The organism is Pseudomonas sp. WS 5532, from assembly GCF_012985445.1.
Taxonomy (GTDB): Bacteria; Pseudomonadota; Gammaproteobacteria; order Pseudomonadales; family Pseudomonadaceae; genus Aquipseudomonas; species Aquipseudomonas edaphica.
On the sequence record NZ_JAAQWK010000035.1, the window covers coordinates 1 to 18,109 of the forward strand.

An 18,109-nucleotide genomic window follows, 5' to 3' on the forward strand; every position below is an offset into this window, starting at 1 on the left:
CTGAAAGAACTCAGCGACTGGGTTTGGGGCTGCTTCGCAGCCCAACGCAGGCGGTGCGACGATTCGACAAGCCTGCTCGCCACAGGAGAAATTGGCTGCCTTCAAAAGTTGAGTAGATACCTATGGCTATCGCAGGCAAGCCAGTTCCCACATTGGTTTAGTGGTGTGGCAGAGCGTGCAGCAATGCTTCGATTTCTTCGAAGCTCGGGCGCGCCAATACATCGGGCTGGCAGCAGCTTTGTTGCAGCGCCACCAGTGCTTCATTATTGAAGCCTTCTTCTACCCGCTCCAACAACTCCCCCAGCAACACCCCGAATGCACGCACTTCAATGCGTTGCAACGCCCTGGTTTCCTGCGTGTCTGCCGTGACATGGAACGACGCCGCGCCAAAATCCCCAAGCAAACAATCACCCGCGGCGTTCCACAGAATATTGTGGCCGTACAGGTCGCCATGGGTAATGCCATGCCGGTGCAGATGCGACGCCACCGAGGCGATGCCGCGTGCCATGCGCAAAACCACTTCGGCACTGAAACGCGTACCCGGTGCGTAGATATCGCGGGTGCATGACGCCAGGCTCGGCAAGGCCGCGAGGTTGCGGTAACTCGGGTCGATCAGGTCCATCACCAGGGCTGCCTGGTCCTCCGGGTGGCCGACCACGCGCCCCTCCACCTTGATCAGATTCGGGTGCAGCCCGGCGGCGATGCAGGCCTGCATTTCATGCAGCGGCGAGCCGTCGCTGGTGATCGTGCCTTTGTAGAGTTTGACCGCGACCGGCAACGCTGGCGGCTTCCACAACGCCTTGCGGATGATCCCCGAAGCGCCTTCGCCCAACACCTCGCCCAGTTCCAGTTCAGCCCAAGGGATATTCGGCGTTGCATCATCGCTCGCCACTTCAACGGCGATTTCCACCGGGTTACCGGCATAGGCCAGCCAGGTCAGGCTCGGCAGCGTCAGCAGCCATGGCGGCAGTTGGGTGAAGCGGTTGGAGGCGATACGCAGCAGCTCGAGGTTTTTGCAGTTGAGCAGACTATGCGGCAGGTCCGTCAGGTGGTTGCCGGCCAGCATCAGCTTTTGCAGGAGTGGGCGCTCGCCCAGCTCGCCGGGTAACTGGCTGATGCAGTTGTCGGTGAGGATCAGCCAGCGTAACTGTGGTGGCAGCGCGGCGGCGGGTACGTGGCTGATCTGGTTGGCTTTAAAGCCGATCATGCTCAGGTTGGCGCACTGGCCCAGGCAGGCGGGCAGCTCAGTGAAGGCGTTATCCGAGCAGAACAGCACGCGCAGGTGCGCCAGCCGATACAGGTCGTCGGGCAGGCTGCTCAGGGCGTTGCCGGTGAGGTTGAGGATTTCCAGGCTGTCGGCCAGTTCGAAGATTTCCGGCGGAAATTCGGTCAGCCCGCAAGACAGGTCCAGGCGTTTGATACCGGCCAATTGGCCAGCCTTGAGTTGGGCGAGGGTATTCATGAACGGCGCGGTCACTCGGCAAGGTGGGCGTGAAAGGCGCTCATGATACCGGGTCGGGCGCGGGTTGCGGGCACACCGTTTGTAATTGGTTCAGCCGGCTGGCGGTGCGGGCGAGGTCGATGGCCTGGCCTTCCAGGGCACGCGCCAGGGGTTGCTGGCCGATCAGGGTCAGGCGTTTGTCCTGGTCGTAGAGTACGTCCACCAGGTTGATAAAACGCTGTTGCACGGCGATCGGGCAGTCAGCCAGGGAGGGCAGGCCGTCGATGACCCAGTGGTCGAAATCCTCGCACAGCAACAGGTAATCCATCACGGCGGTGAGCTGTTCACACAGGTCGTTGAAGGTGAACACGATGCTGCGCGCCTGATGGCTGCGGCAGAGCAATCGGCGGTTGCCGACCTTCAGGGTTTGCGCCGCGCCAGGTGTGGCGGGCAGCCCGAGGACTTCGCGCTGGGCGGCGCTACCGGGCCATACATACTGGCCGCCGGTGAAACGCTGTTCGGCATGGGCCTGGGGCAAGCTGCGAAAATCCTCGGGCGAGCTGACTTCCAGCACCTGCATGCGCGTGGCGATCAAGTCGATCACCGGCTTGAAGCGCTGGTGGTACAGCGGGTTGGGCAGCAGGCCGTCGGGGGCGTAGTTTGAGGTCACCAGCACCAGCACGCCACGCTGGAACAAGGCCTGGAACAGGCGGCTGATGAGCATGGCATCGCCGATATCGTGGACGTGGAATTCGTCGAAACACAGCACCCGGCAATCGGCCAGCAGCTCGTCCAACGTCACGCCCAGGGCGTCGTCCTGTTCGCGGTGCTGGAACATGCCTTGGTGCAGGCGGGTGAAAAATGCATGGAAGTGCACGCGTTGCTTTTGTGCAATCGGCAGCGCCTGGAAGAACCCATCGAGCAGCCAGCTTTTGCCACGCCCCACTGGGCCGTGCAGGTACAGGCTGCGCGTCGGCTGGCCGGCGAGCAGATGCCGGGTTTCGCGGGCGAGGGCGGTAATTGCCTGGGTTTGGCCGGCGCTGAGGGTATAGCCCTGGTCTCGGGCCTTGTTTTCAAAGAACGCCGGGATAGGCGAGGCGCCTGTCAGCGCGTTTTTTTTACCCAGCAGACGCTGAATCAGGGAAAACACAACCAATGCACGTCACTCTGTATGTCGGTGGTTGCCCACTTTAGGGCGCTCGCGTCGATTTGACCAATACAGAACGGCGCCCCCCGCTATCTCGAAAAGGCATGTAACGCCCGCCACCCGGCCCAGACTGGCAGTTTCGCCCTTTGAGGCTAACCTCTTACAGAGCAATCACCCCTGTACAAGGATTTGGGGCCGTGAAGGGACGAGGCGTTTTGGCAGTCATGGGCACGATGCTCTGCAGCACGGTTTACGCTGCGCAACTCCAGGTGGAGGTGCGCATCGACGTGCAACGGGGCTGCCAGTTGGTGGGCACCACCCGCAGTGCGGGCATCGAGCAACTTGGCGTATTGGATTTTGGCAGCGGCCCGCGTCTGGATGACCCGGCCGGGCCTCTGAGTGCGGCGCTTATCAGCCAGCGCCAACCGCGCCTGGAGTGCAACCCCGACACCCCTTACCAACTGCGCGTTGACGGCGGCCTGCATGGCGGCAGCGGCGAAGTGCGCTACCTGAGTGCTGCGACGCCCTCGAGCAAACCGATTCCCTATCGTATCTATGCCGATGCCGCGCGGCGTATCGCCTTGCCGGTCAATGAACCGCTGAGCGGGCGTGTGCCCGACTCCGGCAGTGTCGACCTGCCGCTGTATGGGCGCATTGAGCCGCTCAAGGACATCCCGGCGGTCGGTCGCTACACCGACCTGCTCAAGGTCACCGTCACATGGTAAGCCGCAGCTTGGTCCTGGCGGCCATGGGCGGCCTGTTGCTGCTGGCCGATGACGCCCAAGCGGCGGTCGCCGGGCAGATCCACGCTCGGCTGGTCATCACCGCCAGTTGCCAGGTGAGCAAAGACATCGAGAGCGCGCCGGTGAGCCCCGCCGGCGGTAGTGCGCTACTGGATTTCGGCACCCAGGGGCCTACATGGAGCCACCCGTTGGGTGCGGGTGTTACCGATGGCAGCAAGGCGCCGCTGTCGGTGTCCTGCAACCCCTCGGTGGTCAGCAGCTTCACCGTGACCATCGACGGCGGCGCTCATGGTGATGGCACCACAAGGCGCCTGAGTAACGGGCGCCAGACCATTCCCTATCAACTGTCGGCTGACTCGCTCGGCCGGCGCAGCTACAGCATTGGCGAGCAACGCAATTTCGTCGTGACCAAGGGCACACAAGTACCGATCCCGGTATTCGGCTCGGTGGTGGCGAATACCAGGGCCTTACCGGCCGGCATCTACACAGACACCCTGACGGTGACTCTGGATTGGTAAACGATGAGGATGGACATCATGCATGCACTTATAGCAAAGGCGGTTTTTCCATTGATGGCGTTGGCGTGGGTGTCGGGCGCACAGGCGGCGACGGTGGCCGGTACGGTCAGCGCCACCCTGGTGCTCACCAGCAGCTGCCAGGTCAACGGCGCCGCAGCCACCGGCGGGATGAGCTTCGGTAACTTGAACTTCGGTACCGCCAACAGCCTGTTCACCGAAGCCGACGGCCAGGTGCTGGGCGGCGGTGGCGGGGCGTTGTCGATCCTGTGTTCGGCGGGTACTTCACCGACGTTGACGGTGTCTGCCGGTGCCCACGACGGCCAGTCCGTGGGCGGTGGTCGCGCGCTGTATGACGGGGTGGCCAATTACGTGCCGTATGACCTCTACACCGACAGCGGCCACTCGACGCTGCTGGCCATCGGAGGGGTGATCAACCTGGCGCCGAGCACTGGCGTGGCCCAGGCCGTGAATATCTACGGCAAGGCCAATGGCAAGGCGGGCTTACCGGCCGGTACTTACACCGACACGGTTAACGTGACCCTGACGTTCTAAGTGCCATGGGCCGGGCAGGGTGTGCGGCGTTGGCGGTGTGCATCGGCTGGGGAATGCCGCTGTCGCTGTTGGCGGTGACCAGCCAGTCGTTCCAGGTCAGCGCGACGATCACGCCAGGTTGCCTGGTGGTCGGCGGCGGTACCAATTACGGCAGCCTGGCGTTCGGCACCTATTCGGCGTTGGCCACCAGCACGGCGTCTGTCGCGCTGACGGGCGGCGTGACCCTGCAATGCACGCCGGGGGTGGCGCTGAGCATGAGTGTCGATGGCGGGTTGCATAACAACAGCGGACGGCGGATGCAGCTCAATAGCGGCACCGCCCAAGTGGTTTATCAGTTGTTTCGGGACGCGGCGTTCAGCCAGAGCCTGGGGATCAGCCAAAGCGTGAGCGTGGCCTACAGCGACGCCAACAACATCACCTTGCCGATTTATGGGCGAGTGCAATTACCGGGTAACCAGCCTGGGGGGACGTACAGCGACACGTTGCAGGTGCAGCTGTCGTGGTAAGGCGATCGGTATAAGGAGTGAGATCTATGTGTGCAGCTTCCCGGCACGGGTGGGCAGCGGGTTTGAGCGGGTTGTTGATGTTGGCGGCGGGGCAGGCCCAGGCGGCCAGTTCGGTGCTGATCTGGCCGATTGACCCGGTGCTGGAAGCCGACCAACAGGCCAGCGCGCTGTGGCTGGAGAACCGCGGCACCGAGACCGCCAACCTGCAGATCCGCGTGTTTGCCTGGACCCAGAGCGGTTTTGATGAGCAATACCAGAACCAGCGCGATGTGATTGGCAGCCCGCCGGTGGCGAAAATCGAGCCTGGGCAAAAGCAATTGGTGCGCCTGACCCGAACCAAAGAAGTGCCGCCCGGCCAGGAGCTGGCCTATCGCATCATCATCGATGAGATCCCTTCGACCACACCACCGCCGGCTTCGGCGGATGGCAAGACCGCCGCTGCTATCCGCTTCCAGATGCGTTATTCGGTGCCATTGTTTGCCTACGGTCCAGGCCTGTGGAGCAAGGTCGACGGCACCCGTGACCGTGACCCGAAAACCGCCGGCAAGCCGGATTTAAGCTGGAAAAAAGTCACCGTGGGCGGGCGCAACTACGTCGAGATGCGCAACCAGGGCGCCGTGCATGCGCGCCTCACCGATGCCACCTTCAAGCAGGGCGGCCAGCCGCGGCCCTTGGTAGAGGGCTTGATGGGCTATGTGCTGCCGGGCGCGACCATGCGCTGGCCGGTGCCGGATGGTTTGCCGGCCGATCAGCCGCTGCAGGTGCGCATCAATGGGGCAACGCAAGTGGAGAATCTCGTGCCAGGACGCTAACTCAGTGTGGCAGGGCATGGAGTAGGCCCTGGTGTTAACAACGGATGGAGATGTCCATTGATGGGCACAAAGCCTTGGTGAGCCAGGATCGGGCTCGATGTCTATGGCGATCGGTGTGGGTGGTGGGCGGCTTGTCTGGCTGGGTGCTGGCGCCGCCGGGCTTCGCTGCGCCGTTGCCGCCCCCGCCCAGCAGTATGGAGGCTGTTGCCGATGCGCAGTTGTTCCTGGAACTGGTGGTCAACCAGATGGACACCGGCCGTGTGGTCGCCGTCAATCAGCGTGCCGGGCAGTTGTTTTTGCCTGCGTCGGTGTTGCAGGAAGTCGGTGTGAAGCTGCCTGGTGCCGTGCCTGGCGAAGTCGCGCTGGAAAGCTTTCCCGGCCTGCACACCGATTACGACAGCCAGGGCCAGCGCCTGGTACTGAGCGTGCCGCCGGCCTGGCTGCCGGAGCAATTTATCGGCAGCCGCAACAACTACCCACGCACCCAGGCGCTGACCAGCTTCGGCGCGTTGCTCAACTATGACGCCTACCTGAACAACACGGACGATGCGGGCACCTACCTCGGTATCTTCAACGAAGTGCGGCTATTCGATACCTGGGGCACGTTGTCCAACACTGGCCAATACCGCACCACCATTGGCCGGGAAACCGCTGGCAGTTCGCTCGACAACGGCTATCGGCGCTATGACACCACCTGGCGGTTCTCCGACGATGAGCGCCTGTTGACCTATGAAGCCGGCGATGTGATCAGCGGCGCCTTGCCCTGGAGCACCTCGGTGCGCCTGGGCGGTGTGCAGCTGTCGCGGGACTTTGGCGTGCGCCCGGACCTGGTCACCTACCCGCTGCCGCAGTTTGCCGGGGAGGCGGCGGTGCCGTCTTCGGTGGACCTGTTTATCAATGGCTATAAATCCAGCAGTGCTGATCTGCAGCCGGGGCCGTACACCCTCACCAACGTGCCGTTTATCAACGGCGCCGGCGAGGCGGTGGTGGTCACCACCGATGCGTTGGGCCGGCAGGTGTCGACCACGGTGCCGTTCTATGTCACCAGTACCTTGCTGCAAAAGGGCTTGTCGGACTTCTCGGTGGCGGCGGGTAATTTGCGCCGCGACTACACCATACGGGACTTTGGCTATGGCCCTGGCGTGGCCAGCGGCACCTTTCGCTACGGCATCTCGGATGCATTTACCCTCGAAAGCCATGCCGAAGCCTCCAGTGACCTGTCCCTGGGCGGTGTCGGCGGCAACCTGCGGGTCGGTAACTTCGGCGTGCTCAATACCGCCGTCAGCCAAAGCCAGTACGACGGCAGGACCGGCCAGCAACTGAGCCTGGGCTACCAATACAGCAACCAGCGCTACAGCCTCTCGTATCAACGGGTCGAGCGCCGTGAGCAATACGCCGACTTGAGCCTGATCGACACGCCTTACGCCAGCCTCAGCAAGCGCAGCCAGCAGGCGACCTTGAGCCTGAACCTGAACAATTTTGGCAGCCTGGGCGTCGGCTATTTCGATGTGCAGGCGGCGGATGATTCGCGCACCCGCCTGGTGAACCTGACCTGGAGCAAGCCGTTGTGGCGCAACAGCAGTTTTTACCTGTCGGCCAACCATGAAGTGGGTGATAGCAGCTGGGCGGTGCAGGCGCAGGTGGTGGTGCCGTTCGACGTCTACGGCAGCCTCAGCGTGGGCACCGAGCGCAGTAAAACCGGCGCGAGCCAGCAGCGCGTCAACTACAGCCGAGCAGTGCCGGCCGAAGGCGGCGTGGGCTTCAACCTGGGTTACGCCAGCGGTGATGGGCCGGCTTATCGCCAGGCTGACCTGACCTGGCGCCTGCAGTCGGTGCAGTTGCAGGCCGGCGTGTACGGCAGCAGCGACGCGGAAACTCGGTGGGCGGACGCCAGTGGTTCGTTGGTGTGGATGGACAATCAAATGTTTGCCGCCAACCGCGTCAACGATGCGTTTGTGGTGGTAAGCACCGATGGGGTCAGTGGTGTACCGGTGCGCTACGAGAACCAGGTGGTGGGCGAAACCGACCGCAACGGGCACTTGCTGGTGCCGTGGACCAGTGCTTACTACCGCGCCAAATATGAGATCGACCCACTGAACCTGCCATCGAACGTGCAGGTGCCCAACGTCGAGCAACGGGTTGCCGTGCGCCGTGGCAGTGGCTACTTGCTGGAATTCCCGGTGCGCCAGGTGATCGCGGCGAGCATCACCTTGGTCGACGCCCAGCACCAGGACTTGCCACTGGGCAGCCAGGTGCGACACGAGCAAAGCGGCGCGCAGGCGGTGGTGGGGTGGGACGGCCTGGTGTACCTGGAGAACCTGGCCGCCCATAACACCTTGCAAGTCACCTTGGGTGACGGCCAGACCTGCCAGGCAATGTTCGAGCTGGATACCACCCAGGCCCAGGTGCCACTGATCGGGCCACTGGTGTGCCAATGACATAAGGAGTGTGCGTGTGCGGGTCAAGGAATGGCTGTTGCGGTTCCTGTTGCTGGCAAGCCTGGGCGTGTCGGCGCAGGTGCAGGCCGTGTGCTCGGTGGTGGCCAGCGTACCGGCCAGCTTTGGCACGACGGTGAGTTCGATGACCGTGCGCACCACCTCTCAGCCCAGTTCGACCACCAATGCCGGCTTCAGCTGCACGCCGGCGCTATTGTCGGTGTTGGCCTCCAATGACCATTTTTACGCGACCGTCAGTGGTTCGCCCCAAGGTGGCCTGGTGGGGCCGACCGGTGATGTCATCAACTATACGATCTATGCCAACAACACCACGGCGTTCCCGATGACACGCGGCACCGCGTTCGATTTTGGCGGCAGTGGCGGCATTGCCGCCTCCCTTGGCCTGGTGTTCGGGCCGGGCACCAAAGTCGTGCCGCTGTACTTCGCCACCACCCTTGGCAGCAACGTGGCGTCGGGGGTGTACAGCGAAACCCTGAGTATTTTCTGGAACTGGAACTATTGCTCGGGCATTGGTATTGCTGGGGCCTGTCTGGGCCGTGAGATCAACAACGGCACCACGACCTTGAACGTCAGCATGACGGTGGTCAACGACTGCCAGATCACCACGCCGCCGATTGCGTTCGGCAGTGCGCCGGTGGTCAGCGCCTTCGCCACCGTCAACGGCCAGGCCAGTGTGGCCTGCACCAAGGGCAGTGCCTACACCGTCGGCCTCGGTGATGGGCAGAACCCGGTGAGCGTGGGCGGACGGCGGCGGATGATTTCCGGCGGTAACTTCCTGGCCTACGACATCTTCATGAGTGCCGGCACCACGCGCTGGGGCAGTGTGGGCGCAGCACGGCGGGCCAGTTCCTCGGCCGAGATCAACCCCGGCAACGGCCTGGGCACCGGCAGCCAAGTGTTCAACTACAACGCCAAGATCTACACTGACCAAGCCACGCCGCCGGGCGGCACCTACATTGATAATGTGGTGCTGGATGTGGGCTTTTAACGCCGCGTCCGTTGAAGGTCCACGCGGTCAAAATGTGGGGGCTTGCCCGCTCCACAAAAGCCGGTCTTGATCCTCTAGAACTTGAGCAAGTGCGTAGCCGCCTGATCCACCGGGCTGACCATCGCATAGTTGTACCCTCCACCGGACCAGTAATCGGCCTGCAACCCATCTTCGCTGCGGCTGCCGCGCGGCAAAAAGCCGTTTTCCGGTCCCGGTGGGCGGATGTAAAAGCTGATGCGATGGCCTTGCTGATCCTCGTACAACACCATCGCCGCCGCACCTTGCTCAGTGGTGAGCAGGCGCCCGCTCACGGGCTTGAAACCGGCCTGGCTCAAATCGGGCAGGCGATGGGCCTGGTTGAAATAGCGATCCAGCCAGGCTTGCATAGTGCCGCCATCTTCGGTGCTGAAGTCGGCGGGCATGATGCCGTCCTGGGCAAACAGGCGAAACGCCTGCATGGCGTCGGCCATCGGCAACATCGATGGTTGGGTCGCTTCGCGCGCGTGCCAACCGCCAAGCCCGCCGAGGCAGACTGCGATCAGCAGCACGGCGGCGCTGGCCAGGTGGCGGCGCGATTGATGCCGAATGCGTTGGCGAATCAGTGCCGGGTCGAGGTCGGGGTTGGCCGGTTGCTGCAAGGTTCCGCTCAAGGCGGCGCGCAGGGCTTGTGCATCCTGTTGCCAGGCATGTACCTGGGCGGCCCTTTCAGGGTGGGCAGCCAACCAGGTTTCAAGCACACGGCGGTCGCTCTCGGGCAGTTGGTGATCGACGTAGGCATGCAAATCGCGTTCGCTGGGGGGCAGGCTAATCATTTGAGTATCCGCAGGGCAGGGCTGGTAATTTCGCCTTCGCTGAGTTGACGCAAGGCCTGGCGCGCACGGGACAGGCGCGACATCACGGTGCCTACCGGTACCGCCAGGATCTCGGCGACTTCCTTGTAACTTAACCCTTCGACCGACACCCACAGCAGCAGTGCACGTTGCTCGGTGTTGAGTTGGTCGAAGGCGTGCAGGGTCGATTGGGCCATCACTGTGCGCTCCACCGAGGGTTGTGCATCGTCACGGCCGGTGAAGAATTCGAGCATGCGTGCATAACGGCGGCTGCGCCGGTGGGCGTCGAGGAACTGGCGGTAGAGGATCGAGAACAGCCAGGCGCGCAGGTCGCCTTCCAGGCGTTTGTCGGCCCAGCTGATGATCGCCCGCTCGAGCGTGGACTGCACCAGGTCGTCGGCGCTGCTGGCGTTACGCGTCAGGGACACGGCAAAACGTCGCAGCCTGGGGATGAGTTCACGTAACGGATCGTCGAGTTCGTGCATGGGCGTGGGTTCTGGTCAATTGTGCAGAGGAAGACGCCGGCCGACGTAGGTTATTCCATCAATAACTATAGGAATATTGCGCTCTTTTGTAGGGGATATCTGCAATGCACTCGGGCCTGTAATACCGCTCCCACACCTCAATCAACCCTCGTAACAACCGCGAACAATTTCTGCGGTTAATTGATGAGGGTGCAGGCATGACCATTTCTCCGACCGATAAACAGTTTTATCGCCGCCCCGCGCTGGCTCACTTACCTGCCGCGCAGCGGATCGTGTTTGAACAATGGGGGGGCGGGCCATCGGCCAAGCCGGGCCACGACCGCGTACACCAGGCCATCGAGGTGCAAGCGGCGTTGACGCCACAAGCGATTGCGGCGGTGTGGGCGGGACAGCGTATCAGTTATGAACAACTCAACCGTCAAGCCAATCGATTGGCCGTGCGCCTGATTGATCTGGGCGTGAAGCGCGGCGACACCGTGGGGCTGTTTGTCGAACGTTCGATTCCCATGCTGGTAGGGCTTCTGGCGGTGTTGAAGGTGGGCGCTGCGTATGTGCCTCAAGACGCCAGAATCGTGCCGACGCTGCAATTGGGCATGGTGCTGGAGTCGTTGACCAGTCCGGTGATTATGACCTTGTCGAACCTGGCCGATCGCCTGCCGGCCGATGCGACGCAGCGCAGTGTATGCCTGGACACGTTCCTGGCCGAAGAGCCCTGGGTCGCCGAGGACAACACTCAGGTGTTCGCCGCTGCCGACACCGATGACCTGTGTTTCGTGCTGTTCACCTCCGGCACGACCGGGCGGCCCAACGGTGTGTGTGTCAGCCACCGCAACGTGTGCAATATCTTGCTCACGCAGCCGGGGCAGATGGGCATGGCGCCGGGTCGTAACGTGGGGCAAATCCTCAATATCGGCTTTGATATGGCCGCCTGGGAAATCCTCGGTTGCTTGGCCCATGGGGCGACCTTGCTGATTCGTGATAAAGACATTGCGCAAACCGCTGCGCAATGCCACGTGCTGATCGCCACCCCCTCGATACTGGCGAACCTTGACCCGGCGCAGTGTCCTGACCTGAAGGTGGTTGCGGTGGCAGGTGAGCCCTGTTCTCAAGCGCTGGCCGAGCGTTGGGCCGAACATTGCACGTTCTACAACGGCTGCGGGCCTACCGAAACCACCATCGTCAACACGTTGCACCGGCATGTGCCCGGCACGTTGTTGACCATCGGCAAACCGACTCCGAATAACACCGTGTATGTCCTCGACGAACACGGTCGCGCCTGTGAACTGGGTGAGATCGGTGAAATGTGGGCCGGCGGCGTCGGGGTAACGGCCGGTTACTTGAACAATACCGAGCTGACCCAGGAGCGCTATCGCCCGGACCCTTTTATGGGCGGTGACGCAATGATGTTTCGCACGCGGGACCTGGGGCGCTGGACGGCAGACGGTCAACTGGAACACTTGGGGCGTGTCGATGATCAGGTGAAGGTGCGTGGCTTTCGTGTGGAACTGGACGCTGTGTCTACGGCCCTGGAGGCGGGCGATGGCTGCATGCGGGCGGTCACTTTGAAGCTGAACAGCCGTAACCTGGTGGCTTTCGTCTCGCCCGTCAGTGCCGACGTCGAGTCGTGCCGAGCCCGCTGCCAGGAGCGCCTGGCCTACTACTGCGTGCCGACATCCATCTACGCGGTGGAGGCTTTTCCGCTGACCGCCAGGGGCAAAATCGACAAGGCCTTGCTGCTGCAACAGGCATTCGCGGCCGAGGTGGCTCGCCATGCTTGATGCACTGACCCGTGCCGTTGTGCCACCCAAACCGGCGTTGTGGCGTCGCTGGACTGCACTGCCGGTGTTTTCCTACTACAACCGCCTGGTGGCACTGGTGTTGTTGGTTAATGCCGTGTTTGTACTGTTGGCGGTCGATTTTGCTGCCATTACGGTTGAAAGGCTTTCGGACATGGTGCTGATCAACCTGTCGCTGGCCATCCTGATTCGTCAGCATTACCTGATCAATGCACTGTTCTGGCTGGCAACCCGTGTGCCAGTCACCTGGCCGTTGCGTGTGCGGCGCAGCGCGGCCAAGGTTTACCACTTCGGCGGGCTGCACAGTGGCGCGGCCCTGGCGGCGACCGCGTGGTTTATAGCGATGGTCGGCGTTCAGGTTGCACGCTATCTGCGCCAGCCCGATAGCGTGTCGTCAGCCTGGTTGTGGCTCACGGGTGTGTTGCTCGGGCTGTTGCTGTTGATGGTGAGCATGGCGCAGCCGTGGATTCGCAGCCGATTCCATAATGGCTTCGAGCGGGTCCATCGGTTTGCCGGCTGGAGCGCGCTGCTACTGTTCTGGGCGTTGACTTTACTGGCGTCCAGCGAGTCTTCGACCAGCTTATTACACAGTGGATCATTCTGGATGCTGGTGCTGCTGACGTTGAGCATTGCCCTGCCATGGTTGCGTCTGCGCAAGGTCGCCGTTGAACACACACGGCCTTCCGGGCATGCGGTGATTACGCGCTTCAAGCACACCACGCCGTTCGCCGGTTCATCCACTGCGATCAGCCGCAACCCTCTGCTGGAGTGGCATTCGTTTGCCAATATTCCTGCACCAGAGGCGGCGGGGTTTCGCCTGATCATATCGCGTGCGGGCGATTGGACTGGGCGCTTCATCGAAGACCTGCCCAGCCACGTGTGGGTCAAAGGCATCACCACGGCGGGCGTGGCTAATGTGGAAACCCTGTTCAAGTCAGTGGTGTATATCGCCACCGGCAGTGGGATCGGCCCGGTCATGCCGCATTTGCTGGCCGCCCAAGTGCCGATCCAGTTGATCTGGTCTACCCGCAGCCCGCGCAAAACCTATGGCGATGAACTGGTGGACGAAATCCTGCGTGCTCAGCCCGGGGCATTGATCTGGGACACCGATGAGCGTGGTAAACCGGACTTGGTGCAATTGGCCTACGGCGCGGTGCAAACCTTCGGTGCAGAAGCGGTGATCTGTATCGCCAACCAGGCGTTGACCGAGCGCGTGGTGCATGAAATGGAAGCCCTTGGCATACCGGCTTATGGCGCGATCTGGGATTCCTGAAACCGCGGCATTGAGGCACAACATTAATCAGCAGAGGTTTTTATGAATGTATTAATAGAACGTCATGGCCGAGTGGTACTGGTCAGGCTTAATCGCCCCCAGGTCAAGAATGCGTTGAGTTCGGCGCTGATGACGGAGTTGATCAGCCGTCTGGAAGTGCTGGACCAGGACCCGCAGGTCGGCTGTTTCGTCATCACCGGCACGCCTGAATACTTCGCCGCTGGGGCCGATATTAAGGAGATGAGTACCAAGTCCTACCTGGACATGCTCGATGAGGATTACTTCGTCGGCTGGGAAGCCTTTACCCGCCGGCGCACGCCAACGATTGCCGCAGTGGCCGGCTATGCGTTCGGCGGCGGCTGTGAGCTGGCGATGATGTGCGACATGATTTTCGCCGCCGATACGGCGACCTTTTCCCAGCCGGAAATCAAACTGGGCGTTATTCCGGGCATGGGTGCGACCCAGCGCTTGACCGGGCTGGTCGGCAAGGCCAAGACCATGGACATGGTGTTGACCGGACGGCCGATGATGGCTCAAGAGGCGCTCCAGGCCGGGTTAGTGTCGCGTGTGTACCCGGCGGCAGACTTGATGGAGCAGACGCTGGCGGTGGCTGCACAGATTGCCGGGTTCTCGCGCACCGCCACACGGGCGGCGCGGGAGGCGGTTGAGCAAGCCTTGGAACTTGGGTTGCACGATGGCGTGCGCCTGGAGCGCCGACTGTTTCATGGGCTGTTCGCGACGCCGGATCAACAGGAGGGCATGCAGGCGTTTATAAACAAGCGCCCGGCAGTCTTCAACGCGGTTTAGAAGAACGCTCGGTTTGGCAACGCATCTGCTCTGAAAAAACTACAGTGAAAAGGGAATAGACCTACGTGGGATTCGTCTCATAGTTCATTTTCCCTGTGGCCACGTGCCCTGGAGTTTTTCATGGTAGATCACTCATCGCCGCCACGTACGCCCCTCAGTACCGCCAGTTTGTTAGTCAGGCTGGCGTGTATTGGCAGTGTAGTGGCGGTTGTTGCCGGGGCATTCGCCTACGTCAACGGCACGCTTGACCCACAGCGCCTGCGTCCCAAAACCCTGGTCAATGCCCTGGAAACCAATAACGGTGTACACCCGGGGTTTCGGCGTAACCATGCCAAGGGCGTGTGTGTGGCCGGTTACTTCGAGAGCAGCCCCGAGGCGCGCGCTTACTCCAGTGCCCAGGTGTTCAGCGCGGCGAAAACCCCGGTGATCGGCCGATTCGCCTTGCCCAGCGGCAACCCCTACGCGCCGGACAGCAGTGTGCCGATCCGCAGTTTCGCGGTGCAGTTCAGCCAGGCCAACGGCCAGCAATGGCGTACGGGGATGAACAGCATGCCGGTGTTCCCGGTGGGCACGCCTGAGGCGTTTTACCAGATGCTCAAGGCCGGCGCACCCGAGCCGGCCACCGGCAAGCCGAACCCGGCCAGTATGCCGGCGTTTTTTGCCGCGCACCCCGAGACGGCGCCGTTCCTGGCGTGGGTCAAGACCGCCAAGCCCTCGGCCAGTTACGCGACCGAAACCTACAACGGCATCAATGCCTTTTACCTGGTAAACGCCGATGGCCAGCGCCAGGCGGTGCGTTGGGGCGTAGTGCCACAGAGCCAGGATGCGACGGGTGACACCGCGCCGCCTGGCGCTGACTTTCTCGAAAAGGATTTGGTGCAGCGTCTGGCTTCCGGGCCGCTGCGTTGGCAGCTGAACCTGACCCTGGCCAACCCCGGCGATCCGCTGGACGACGCCAGCAAAGCCTGGACCGGCGAGCACAAGGTGCTCAACGCCGGCACCCTGGTGCTGCAAAGCAGCCAACCGCAGGCTGACGGCGATTGCCGCGATATCAACTTTGACCCGCTGATTCTGCCCAGCGGTATCCAAGCCTCCAATGACCCGCTGCTGGCTGCACGCTCGGCGGCTTATGCCAGTTCCTACGTACGCCGCGCTGGCGAAGTCAGCCCGCTGCACAGTGCCCCTCAGGAGTCGAAACCATGAATGCCCAACCACGGTTTTTCGCGCCTCTGGCCCGCCTGCTGCATTGGCTGATGGCGTTGATGGTCATTGCCATGTTGTTTATCGGCGCGGGCATGGCGGCGTCGGTGTCGGAGCGTCACGAGTGGCTGATTCATCTGCACAAGCCACTGGGTATCGCGATTTTGGCGTTGGTGATCGTGCGGCTGGTGGTGCGCTTTTCCACCCGTCAGCCGCCGTTGCCGGCTGACCTGCCACTGTGGCAAGTGCTGGCCGCCAAAGCGTCCCATGTCGTGTTATATGCGTTGATGCTGGTGCTGCCGCTGCTGGGCTGGGCGATGATTTCGGCGGCCGGTGACCCGGTGATGCTCAGCAGTTCGGTGCAATTGCCGGCGTTGTTAGCGGCCAATGCACCGTTATTTGCGCTGCTGCGCAAGGCCCATGGCTACCTGGCCTACCTGTTGTTCCTGACAGTACTGTTACACCTGGCGGCGGCGCTGTTTCACGGGTTGATTCGTCGCGACGGTGTGCTGCAAAGCATGACCGGCACCAAAGGCTGATGCCGGGGGGCAGGGCGGGTCAGCGCAGGGTGGTGACGATATCGGCCACGGTGCTCAACACGTCCTTGCCCAGTTGCCTGGAGCGCTCACCGGACCAACCGGTTTTCGGGTTGGGGGCGTCGTCGTTGTCCTTGAAGGGCATCTCGAGGGTCAGCGACAGGCAGTCGTATTGCTGGCCAACGGCATTGCAGGCCAGGGTCATGTTGGCTTCGCCCGGCAGGTCGCGGGTGTAGCCGTGGGTGGTCTGGAAATCGCGGGTCAGGGCGCTCAAGTGCCTGCGGAAGTGTTTTTCCAGCGCTTCGATACGCGGGGTGTAACCGGGGTTGCCTTCGCAGCCTGCGGTGAAGACGTAGGGGATTTCTTCATCGCCATGGATATCGAGGAACAGGTCGACGCCGTATTTCTCCATTTGCTGCTGGGCGAACAGCACTTCCGGGCTGAGCGCCTCGCTGGCGTTCTGCCAGGCACGGTTGAGGTCCTGGCCCATGGCGTTGGTGCGCAGGTGCCCGTGAAAGGCGCCATCGGGGTTCATGTTGGGGATCAGGTACAGGTCGGCGACGGCCAGGAGTTTTTTCAGCTCGGCATCACCGTCCTGTTGCAGGCGCTCGATGACGCCTTCCATAAACCATTCAGCCATGTGTTCGCCGGGATGCTGCTGGGCGATGATCCACACCTTGCGCTGGCCTTCGCCACCTTTGCCGCGGCGTAGCAGCTGGATATCACGGCCCTCGACGCTTTTGCCGGTGGCGAGCAGTTGGGTACCGGCGCGGTTCAGGGCCTGTTCGATCAGCCAGTCGTGACGCTCACGGCTATACGGTTCGAAGTAGGCGAACCAGGCTTGCTTCTCGCGGGTTTGCAGGCTGATGTGCAATGTATCGCCATCAAAACGCGTGGGCACGCGGAACCAGTTGACGTGGTCGTAGGACGCCACGGCGTTGTAACCACTCCAGGCATTTTTATATGACGAATGGCTGGCGTTGCTCAGGCGGAAGGTGTGGGTATGGCCCACATGCATGCCTTCGGCCTTGAAGTGGAACCATTGGAAATGTGCGCTGCGAGTATCGGGTTTGATCGCCAGCAACAACTGATAAGCGTCGCTGGCATCCAGGACCTGGATGTTGCCGCTGTCGAAGTCGGTGCTGATCTTGATGGAGGTCAAGGCCACTGTCATGGGCTGGCTGCCTGCGTAGGATTGTTGTGGCAGATATCTTACACAGGAGTGAGGCAAAATCTTGGTGCAAAATTGTTGCACGGGGAAGGGGGCGTCGTCCTTGACGCTGAGGCAGCTTAGATTCTATGAGATTGATTCTCAAGCGCTATTTCGCAAAGATCCGGGCTAGAGCGTTCGATCGGCTTTCTTTTGGCGATGCTCTTTTGCTACCATGCGCGCCATCAAGCAACACACAGTCTTCATTAGCCTGAAGCCACGCCAGAAAAACTGGCAAAAAAAAGACCCGGCCAAAGAGCCGGGTCAAAAACCGTGATTAGCCTGATGAGGAGATATTCCAAGAGTCCGACCTAAGGTCCCTTGGTCTATCGACTGATCTCGCGATCAGCTGAGCCCAATAATAATCATTATCATTTGCAAGTCAAATGTTTTTATCCGTGTGATAGAAATATTTTTCTTACGTGCCTTTCAGGCGCTCGCCTGGGCAGCAGGCACCTGCACTGCCTGTTCCACCATCGCTTTGGCCATATCAATCAAATACACCACCGAAAAGGCCAGGTCCCGCTGGTTGCCCTGCCGGTTGCTTGCCGATTCATAGGCGGCTGCCGCCGCACTGCGTAGCAGCTCCGATGCGTGCACCAGGGCGTCTTCCTGGCTGATGCCGGGCCTGATGTCGAAAAACGCGGCGTCAGGCGTGGGCGCCGACACATCTTCTTTCAGGTAATAGTCGAGTGCCCGTTGCACGGCGCCACTGCTGCGCAGGGTCAGCAGTTCGTCGGTTTCGGGCGTGCAAGGCAGGTGATTCGGGAGGGTCATCATGAGGGCGATTACTCTGGCTGGACGTTGAA

The 18,109-nt window shown here is 61.9% G+C and carries 18 protein-coding genes; 12 read left to right on the plus strand and 6 right to left on the minus strand.

The window, feature by feature from the left end; all coding sequences use genetic code 11:
- Positions 1-157: 157 nt before the first annotated feature.
- Positions 158-1,462 carry a protein kinase gene (locus tag HBO23_RS32135; RefSeq protein ID WP_170040857.1) on the minus strand — a complete coding sequence of 435 codons (1,305 nt, stop codon included), beginning with the start codon at positions 1,460-1,462 and terminating at the stop codon, positions 158-160.
- A gap of 40 nt (positions 1,463-1,502) precedes the next feature.
- Positions 1,503-2,597: a cell division protein ZapE gene (zapE, locus tag HBO23_RS32140; protein ID WP_138452058.1), complete on the minus strand. Its 1,095-nt coding sequence runs from the start codon at positions 2,595-2,597 to the stop codon at positions 1,503-1,505.
- Between the two features lie 224 nt (positions 2,598-2,821).
- On the opposite strand from zapE, the gene HBO23_RS32145 reads away from it, so the two are divergent.
- The 7 genes from HBO23_RS32145 (at position 2,822) to HBO23_RS32175 (ending at position 9,163) form a co-directional block, all read left to right on the plus strand.
- Entirely contained in the window at positions 2,822-3,313 is a 492-nt protein-coding gene (locus HBO23_RS32145) for a spore coat U domain-containing protein (protein WP_169988243.1), read from the plus strand.
- Positions 3,307-3,849, plus strand: a complete 543-nt coding sequence (locus tag HBO23_RS32150; RefSeq protein WP_170040858.1) for a spore coat U domain-containing protein — start codon at positions 3,307-3,309, stop codon at positions 3,847-3,849. The genes HBO23_RS32145 and HBO23_RS32150 overlap by 7 nt, the downstream gene beginning before the upstream one ends.
- Before the next feature lie 18 nt (positions 3,850-3,867).
- Positions 3,868-4,401, plus strand: coding sequence for a spore coat U domain-containing protein (locus tag HBO23_RS32155; protein ID WP_026013648.1), 534 nt, complete (start codon positions 3,868-3,870; stop codon positions 4,399-4,401).
- A gap of 5 nt (positions 4,402-4,406) precedes the next feature.
- Positions 4,407-4,907, plus strand: a complete 501-nt coding sequence (locus tag HBO23_RS32160) for a spore coat U domain-containing protein (RefSeq protein ID WP_026013649.1) — start codon at positions 4,407-4,409, stop codon at positions 4,905-4,907.
- Between the two features lie 77 nt (positions 4,908-4,984).
- Entirely contained in the window at positions 4,985-5,719 is a 735-nt protein-coding gene (locus tag HBO23_RS32165; protein WP_236446013.1) for a molecular chaperone, read from the plus strand.
- Between the two features lie 44 nt (positions 5,720-5,763).
- Entirely contained in the window at positions 5,764-8,157 is a 2,394-nt protein-coding gene (locus HBO23_RS32170; RefSeq protein WP_032865533.1) for a fimbria/pilus outer membrane usher protein, read from the plus strand.
- 34 nt (positions 8,158-8,191) lie between these two features.
- Complete coding sequence (locus tag HBO23_RS32175; RefSeq protein WP_170040871.1) at positions 8,192-9,163, plus strand: spore coat U domain-containing protein; 972 nt, start codon at positions 8,192-8,194, stop codon at positions 9,161-9,163.
- A 74-nt stretch (positions 9,164-9,237) separates the two neighbouring features.
- Here the strand turns inward: HBO23_RS32175 and HBO23_RS32180 are convergent, their stop codons facing one another.
- Entirely contained in the window at positions 9,238-9,975 is a 738-nt protein-coding gene (locus HBO23_RS32180; protein ID WP_170040860.1) for an anti-sigma factor, read from the minus strand.
- Positions 9,972-10,478: a sigma-70 family RNA polymerase sigma factor gene (locus HBO23_RS32185; RefSeq protein ID WP_170040861.1), complete on the minus strand. Its 507-nt coding sequence runs from the start codon at positions 10,476-10,478 to the stop codon at positions 9,972-9,974. Before HBO23_RS32185 ends, HBO23_RS32180 begins: the two co-directional genes overlap by 4 nt.
- Before the next feature lie 197 nt (positions 10,479-10,675).
- Between HBO23_RS32185 and HBO23_RS32190 the strand changes: the two genes are divergently transcribed.
- The 5 genes from HBO23_RS32190 (at position 10,676) to HBO23_RS32210 (ending at position 16,093) form a co-directional block, all read left to right on the plus strand.
- Positions 10,676-12,256, plus strand: a complete 1,581-nt coding sequence (locus HBO23_RS32190; protein ID WP_170040862.1) for an amino acid adenylation domain-containing protein — start codon at positions 10,676-10,678, stop codon at positions 12,254-12,256.
- A complete protein-coding gene (locus HBO23_RS32195; protein WP_170040863.1) occupies positions 12,249-13,547 on the plus strand; it encodes a hypothetical protein in 1,299 nt (432 codons plus the stop codon). Before HBO23_RS32190 ends, HBO23_RS32195 begins: the two co-directional genes overlap by 8 nt.
- 42 nt (positions 13,548-13,589) lie before the next feature.
- Positions 13,590-14,354, plus strand: a complete 765-nt coding sequence (locus HBO23_RS32200) for an enoyl-CoA hydratase-related protein (protein WP_170040864.1) — start codon at positions 13,590-13,592, stop codon at positions 14,352-14,354.
- 120 nt (positions 14,355-14,474) lie between these two features.
- Complete coding sequence (locus HBO23_RS32205) at positions 14,475-15,557, plus strand: catalase family peroxidase (RefSeq protein WP_138453619.1); 1,083 nt, start codon at positions 14,475-14,477, stop codon at positions 15,555-15,557.
- Positions 15,554-16,093 (plus strand): cytochrome b, encoded by a 540-nt coding sequence (locus HBO23_RS32210; protein WP_170040865.1) that lies wholly within the window; start codon positions 15,554-15,556, stop codon positions 16,091-16,093. The genes HBO23_RS32205 and HBO23_RS32210 overlap by 4 nt, the downstream gene beginning before the upstream one ends.
- A gap of 19 nt (positions 16,094-16,112) precedes the next feature.
- On the opposite strand, the gene HBO23_RS32215 is transcribed toward HBO23_RS32210, so the two are convergent.
- Together HBO23_RS32215 and HBO23_RS32220 are read right to left on the minus strand one after the other, a co-directional pair.
- Complete coding sequence (locus HBO23_RS32215; protein WP_099550041.1) at positions 16,113-17,264, minus strand: M14-type cytosolic carboxypeptidase; 1,152 nt, start codon at positions 17,262-17,264, stop codon at positions 16,113-16,115.
- 465 nt (positions 17,265-17,729) lie between these two features.
- The gene (locus HBO23_RS32220) at positions 17,730-18,080 is read right to left on the minus strand and encodes a DUF3077 domain-containing protein (protein ID WP_170040866.1); all 351 of its coding nucleotides are present in this window, start codon (positions 18,078-18,080) and stop codon (positions 17,730-17,732) included.
- Positions 18,081-18,109 lie beyond the last annotated feature (29 nt).

Bases quoted from the DNA above. Each gene is read 5' to 3' on its own strand.
- HBO23_RS32135 (WP_170040857.1), bottom strand. From the start codon at position 1,462: ATGAATACCCTCGCCCAACTCAAGGCTGGCCAATTGGCCGGTATCAAA.
- HBO23_RS32145 (WP_169988243.1), top strand. From the start codon at position 2,822: ATGCTCTGCAGCACGGTTTACGCTGCGCAACTCCAGGTGGAGGTGCGC.
- HBO23_RS32150 (WP_170040858.1), top strand. From the start codon at position 3,307: ATGGTAAGCCGCAGCTTGGTCCTGGCGGCCATGGGCGGCCTGTTGCTG.
- HBO23_RS32155 (WP_026013648.1), top strand. From the start codon at position 3,868: ATGCATGCACTTATAGCAAAGGCGGTTTTTCCATTGATGGCGTTGGCG.
- HBO23_RS32160 (WP_026013649.1), top strand. From the start codon at position 4,407: ATGGGCCGGGCAGGGTGTGCGGCGTTGGCGGTGTGCATCGGCTGGGGA.
- HBO23_RS32165 (WP_236446013.1), top strand. From the start codon at position 4,985: ATGTTGGCGGCGGGGCAGGCCCAGGCGGCCAGTTCGGTGCTGATCTGG.
- HBO23_RS32170 (WP_032865533.1), top strand. From the start codon at position 5,764: ATGGAGATGTCCATTGATGGGCACAAAGCCTTGGTGAGCCAGGATCGG.
- HBO23_RS32180 (WP_170040860.1), bottom strand. From the start codon at position 9,975: ATGATTAGCCTGCCCCCCAGCGAACGCGATTTGCATGCCTACGTCGAT.
- HBO23_RS32185 (WP_170040861.1), bottom strand. From the start codon at position 10,478: ATGCACGAACTCGACGATCCGTTACGTGAACTCATCCCCAGGCTGCGA.
- HBO23_RS32190 (WP_170040862.1), top strand. From the start codon at position 10,676: ATGACCATTTCTCCGACCGATAAACAGTTTTATCGCCGCCCCGCGCTG.
- HBO23_RS32195 (WP_170040863.1), top strand. From the start codon at position 12,249: ATGCTTGATGCACTGACCCGTGCCGTTGTGCCACCCAAACCGGCGTTG.
- HBO23_RS32200 (WP_170040864.1), top strand. From the start codon at position 13,590: ATGAATGTATTAATAGAACGTCATGGCCGAGTGGTACTGGTCAGGCTT.
- HBO23_RS32205 (WP_138453619.1), top strand. From the start codon at position 14,475: ATGGTAGATCACTCATCGCCGCCACGTACGCCCCTCAGTACCGCCAGT.
- HBO23_RS32210 (WP_170040865.1), top strand. From the start codon at position 15,554: ATGAATGCCCAACCACGGTTTTTCGCGCCTCTGGCCCGCCTGCTGCAT.
- HBO23_RS32215 (WP_099550041.1), bottom strand. From the start codon at position 17,264: ATGACAGTGGCCTTGACCTCCATCAAGATCAGCACCGACTTCGACAGC.
- HBO23_RS32220 (WP_170040866.1), bottom strand. From the start codon at position 18,080: ATGATGACCCTCCCGAATCACCTGCCTTGCACGCCCGAAACCGACGAA.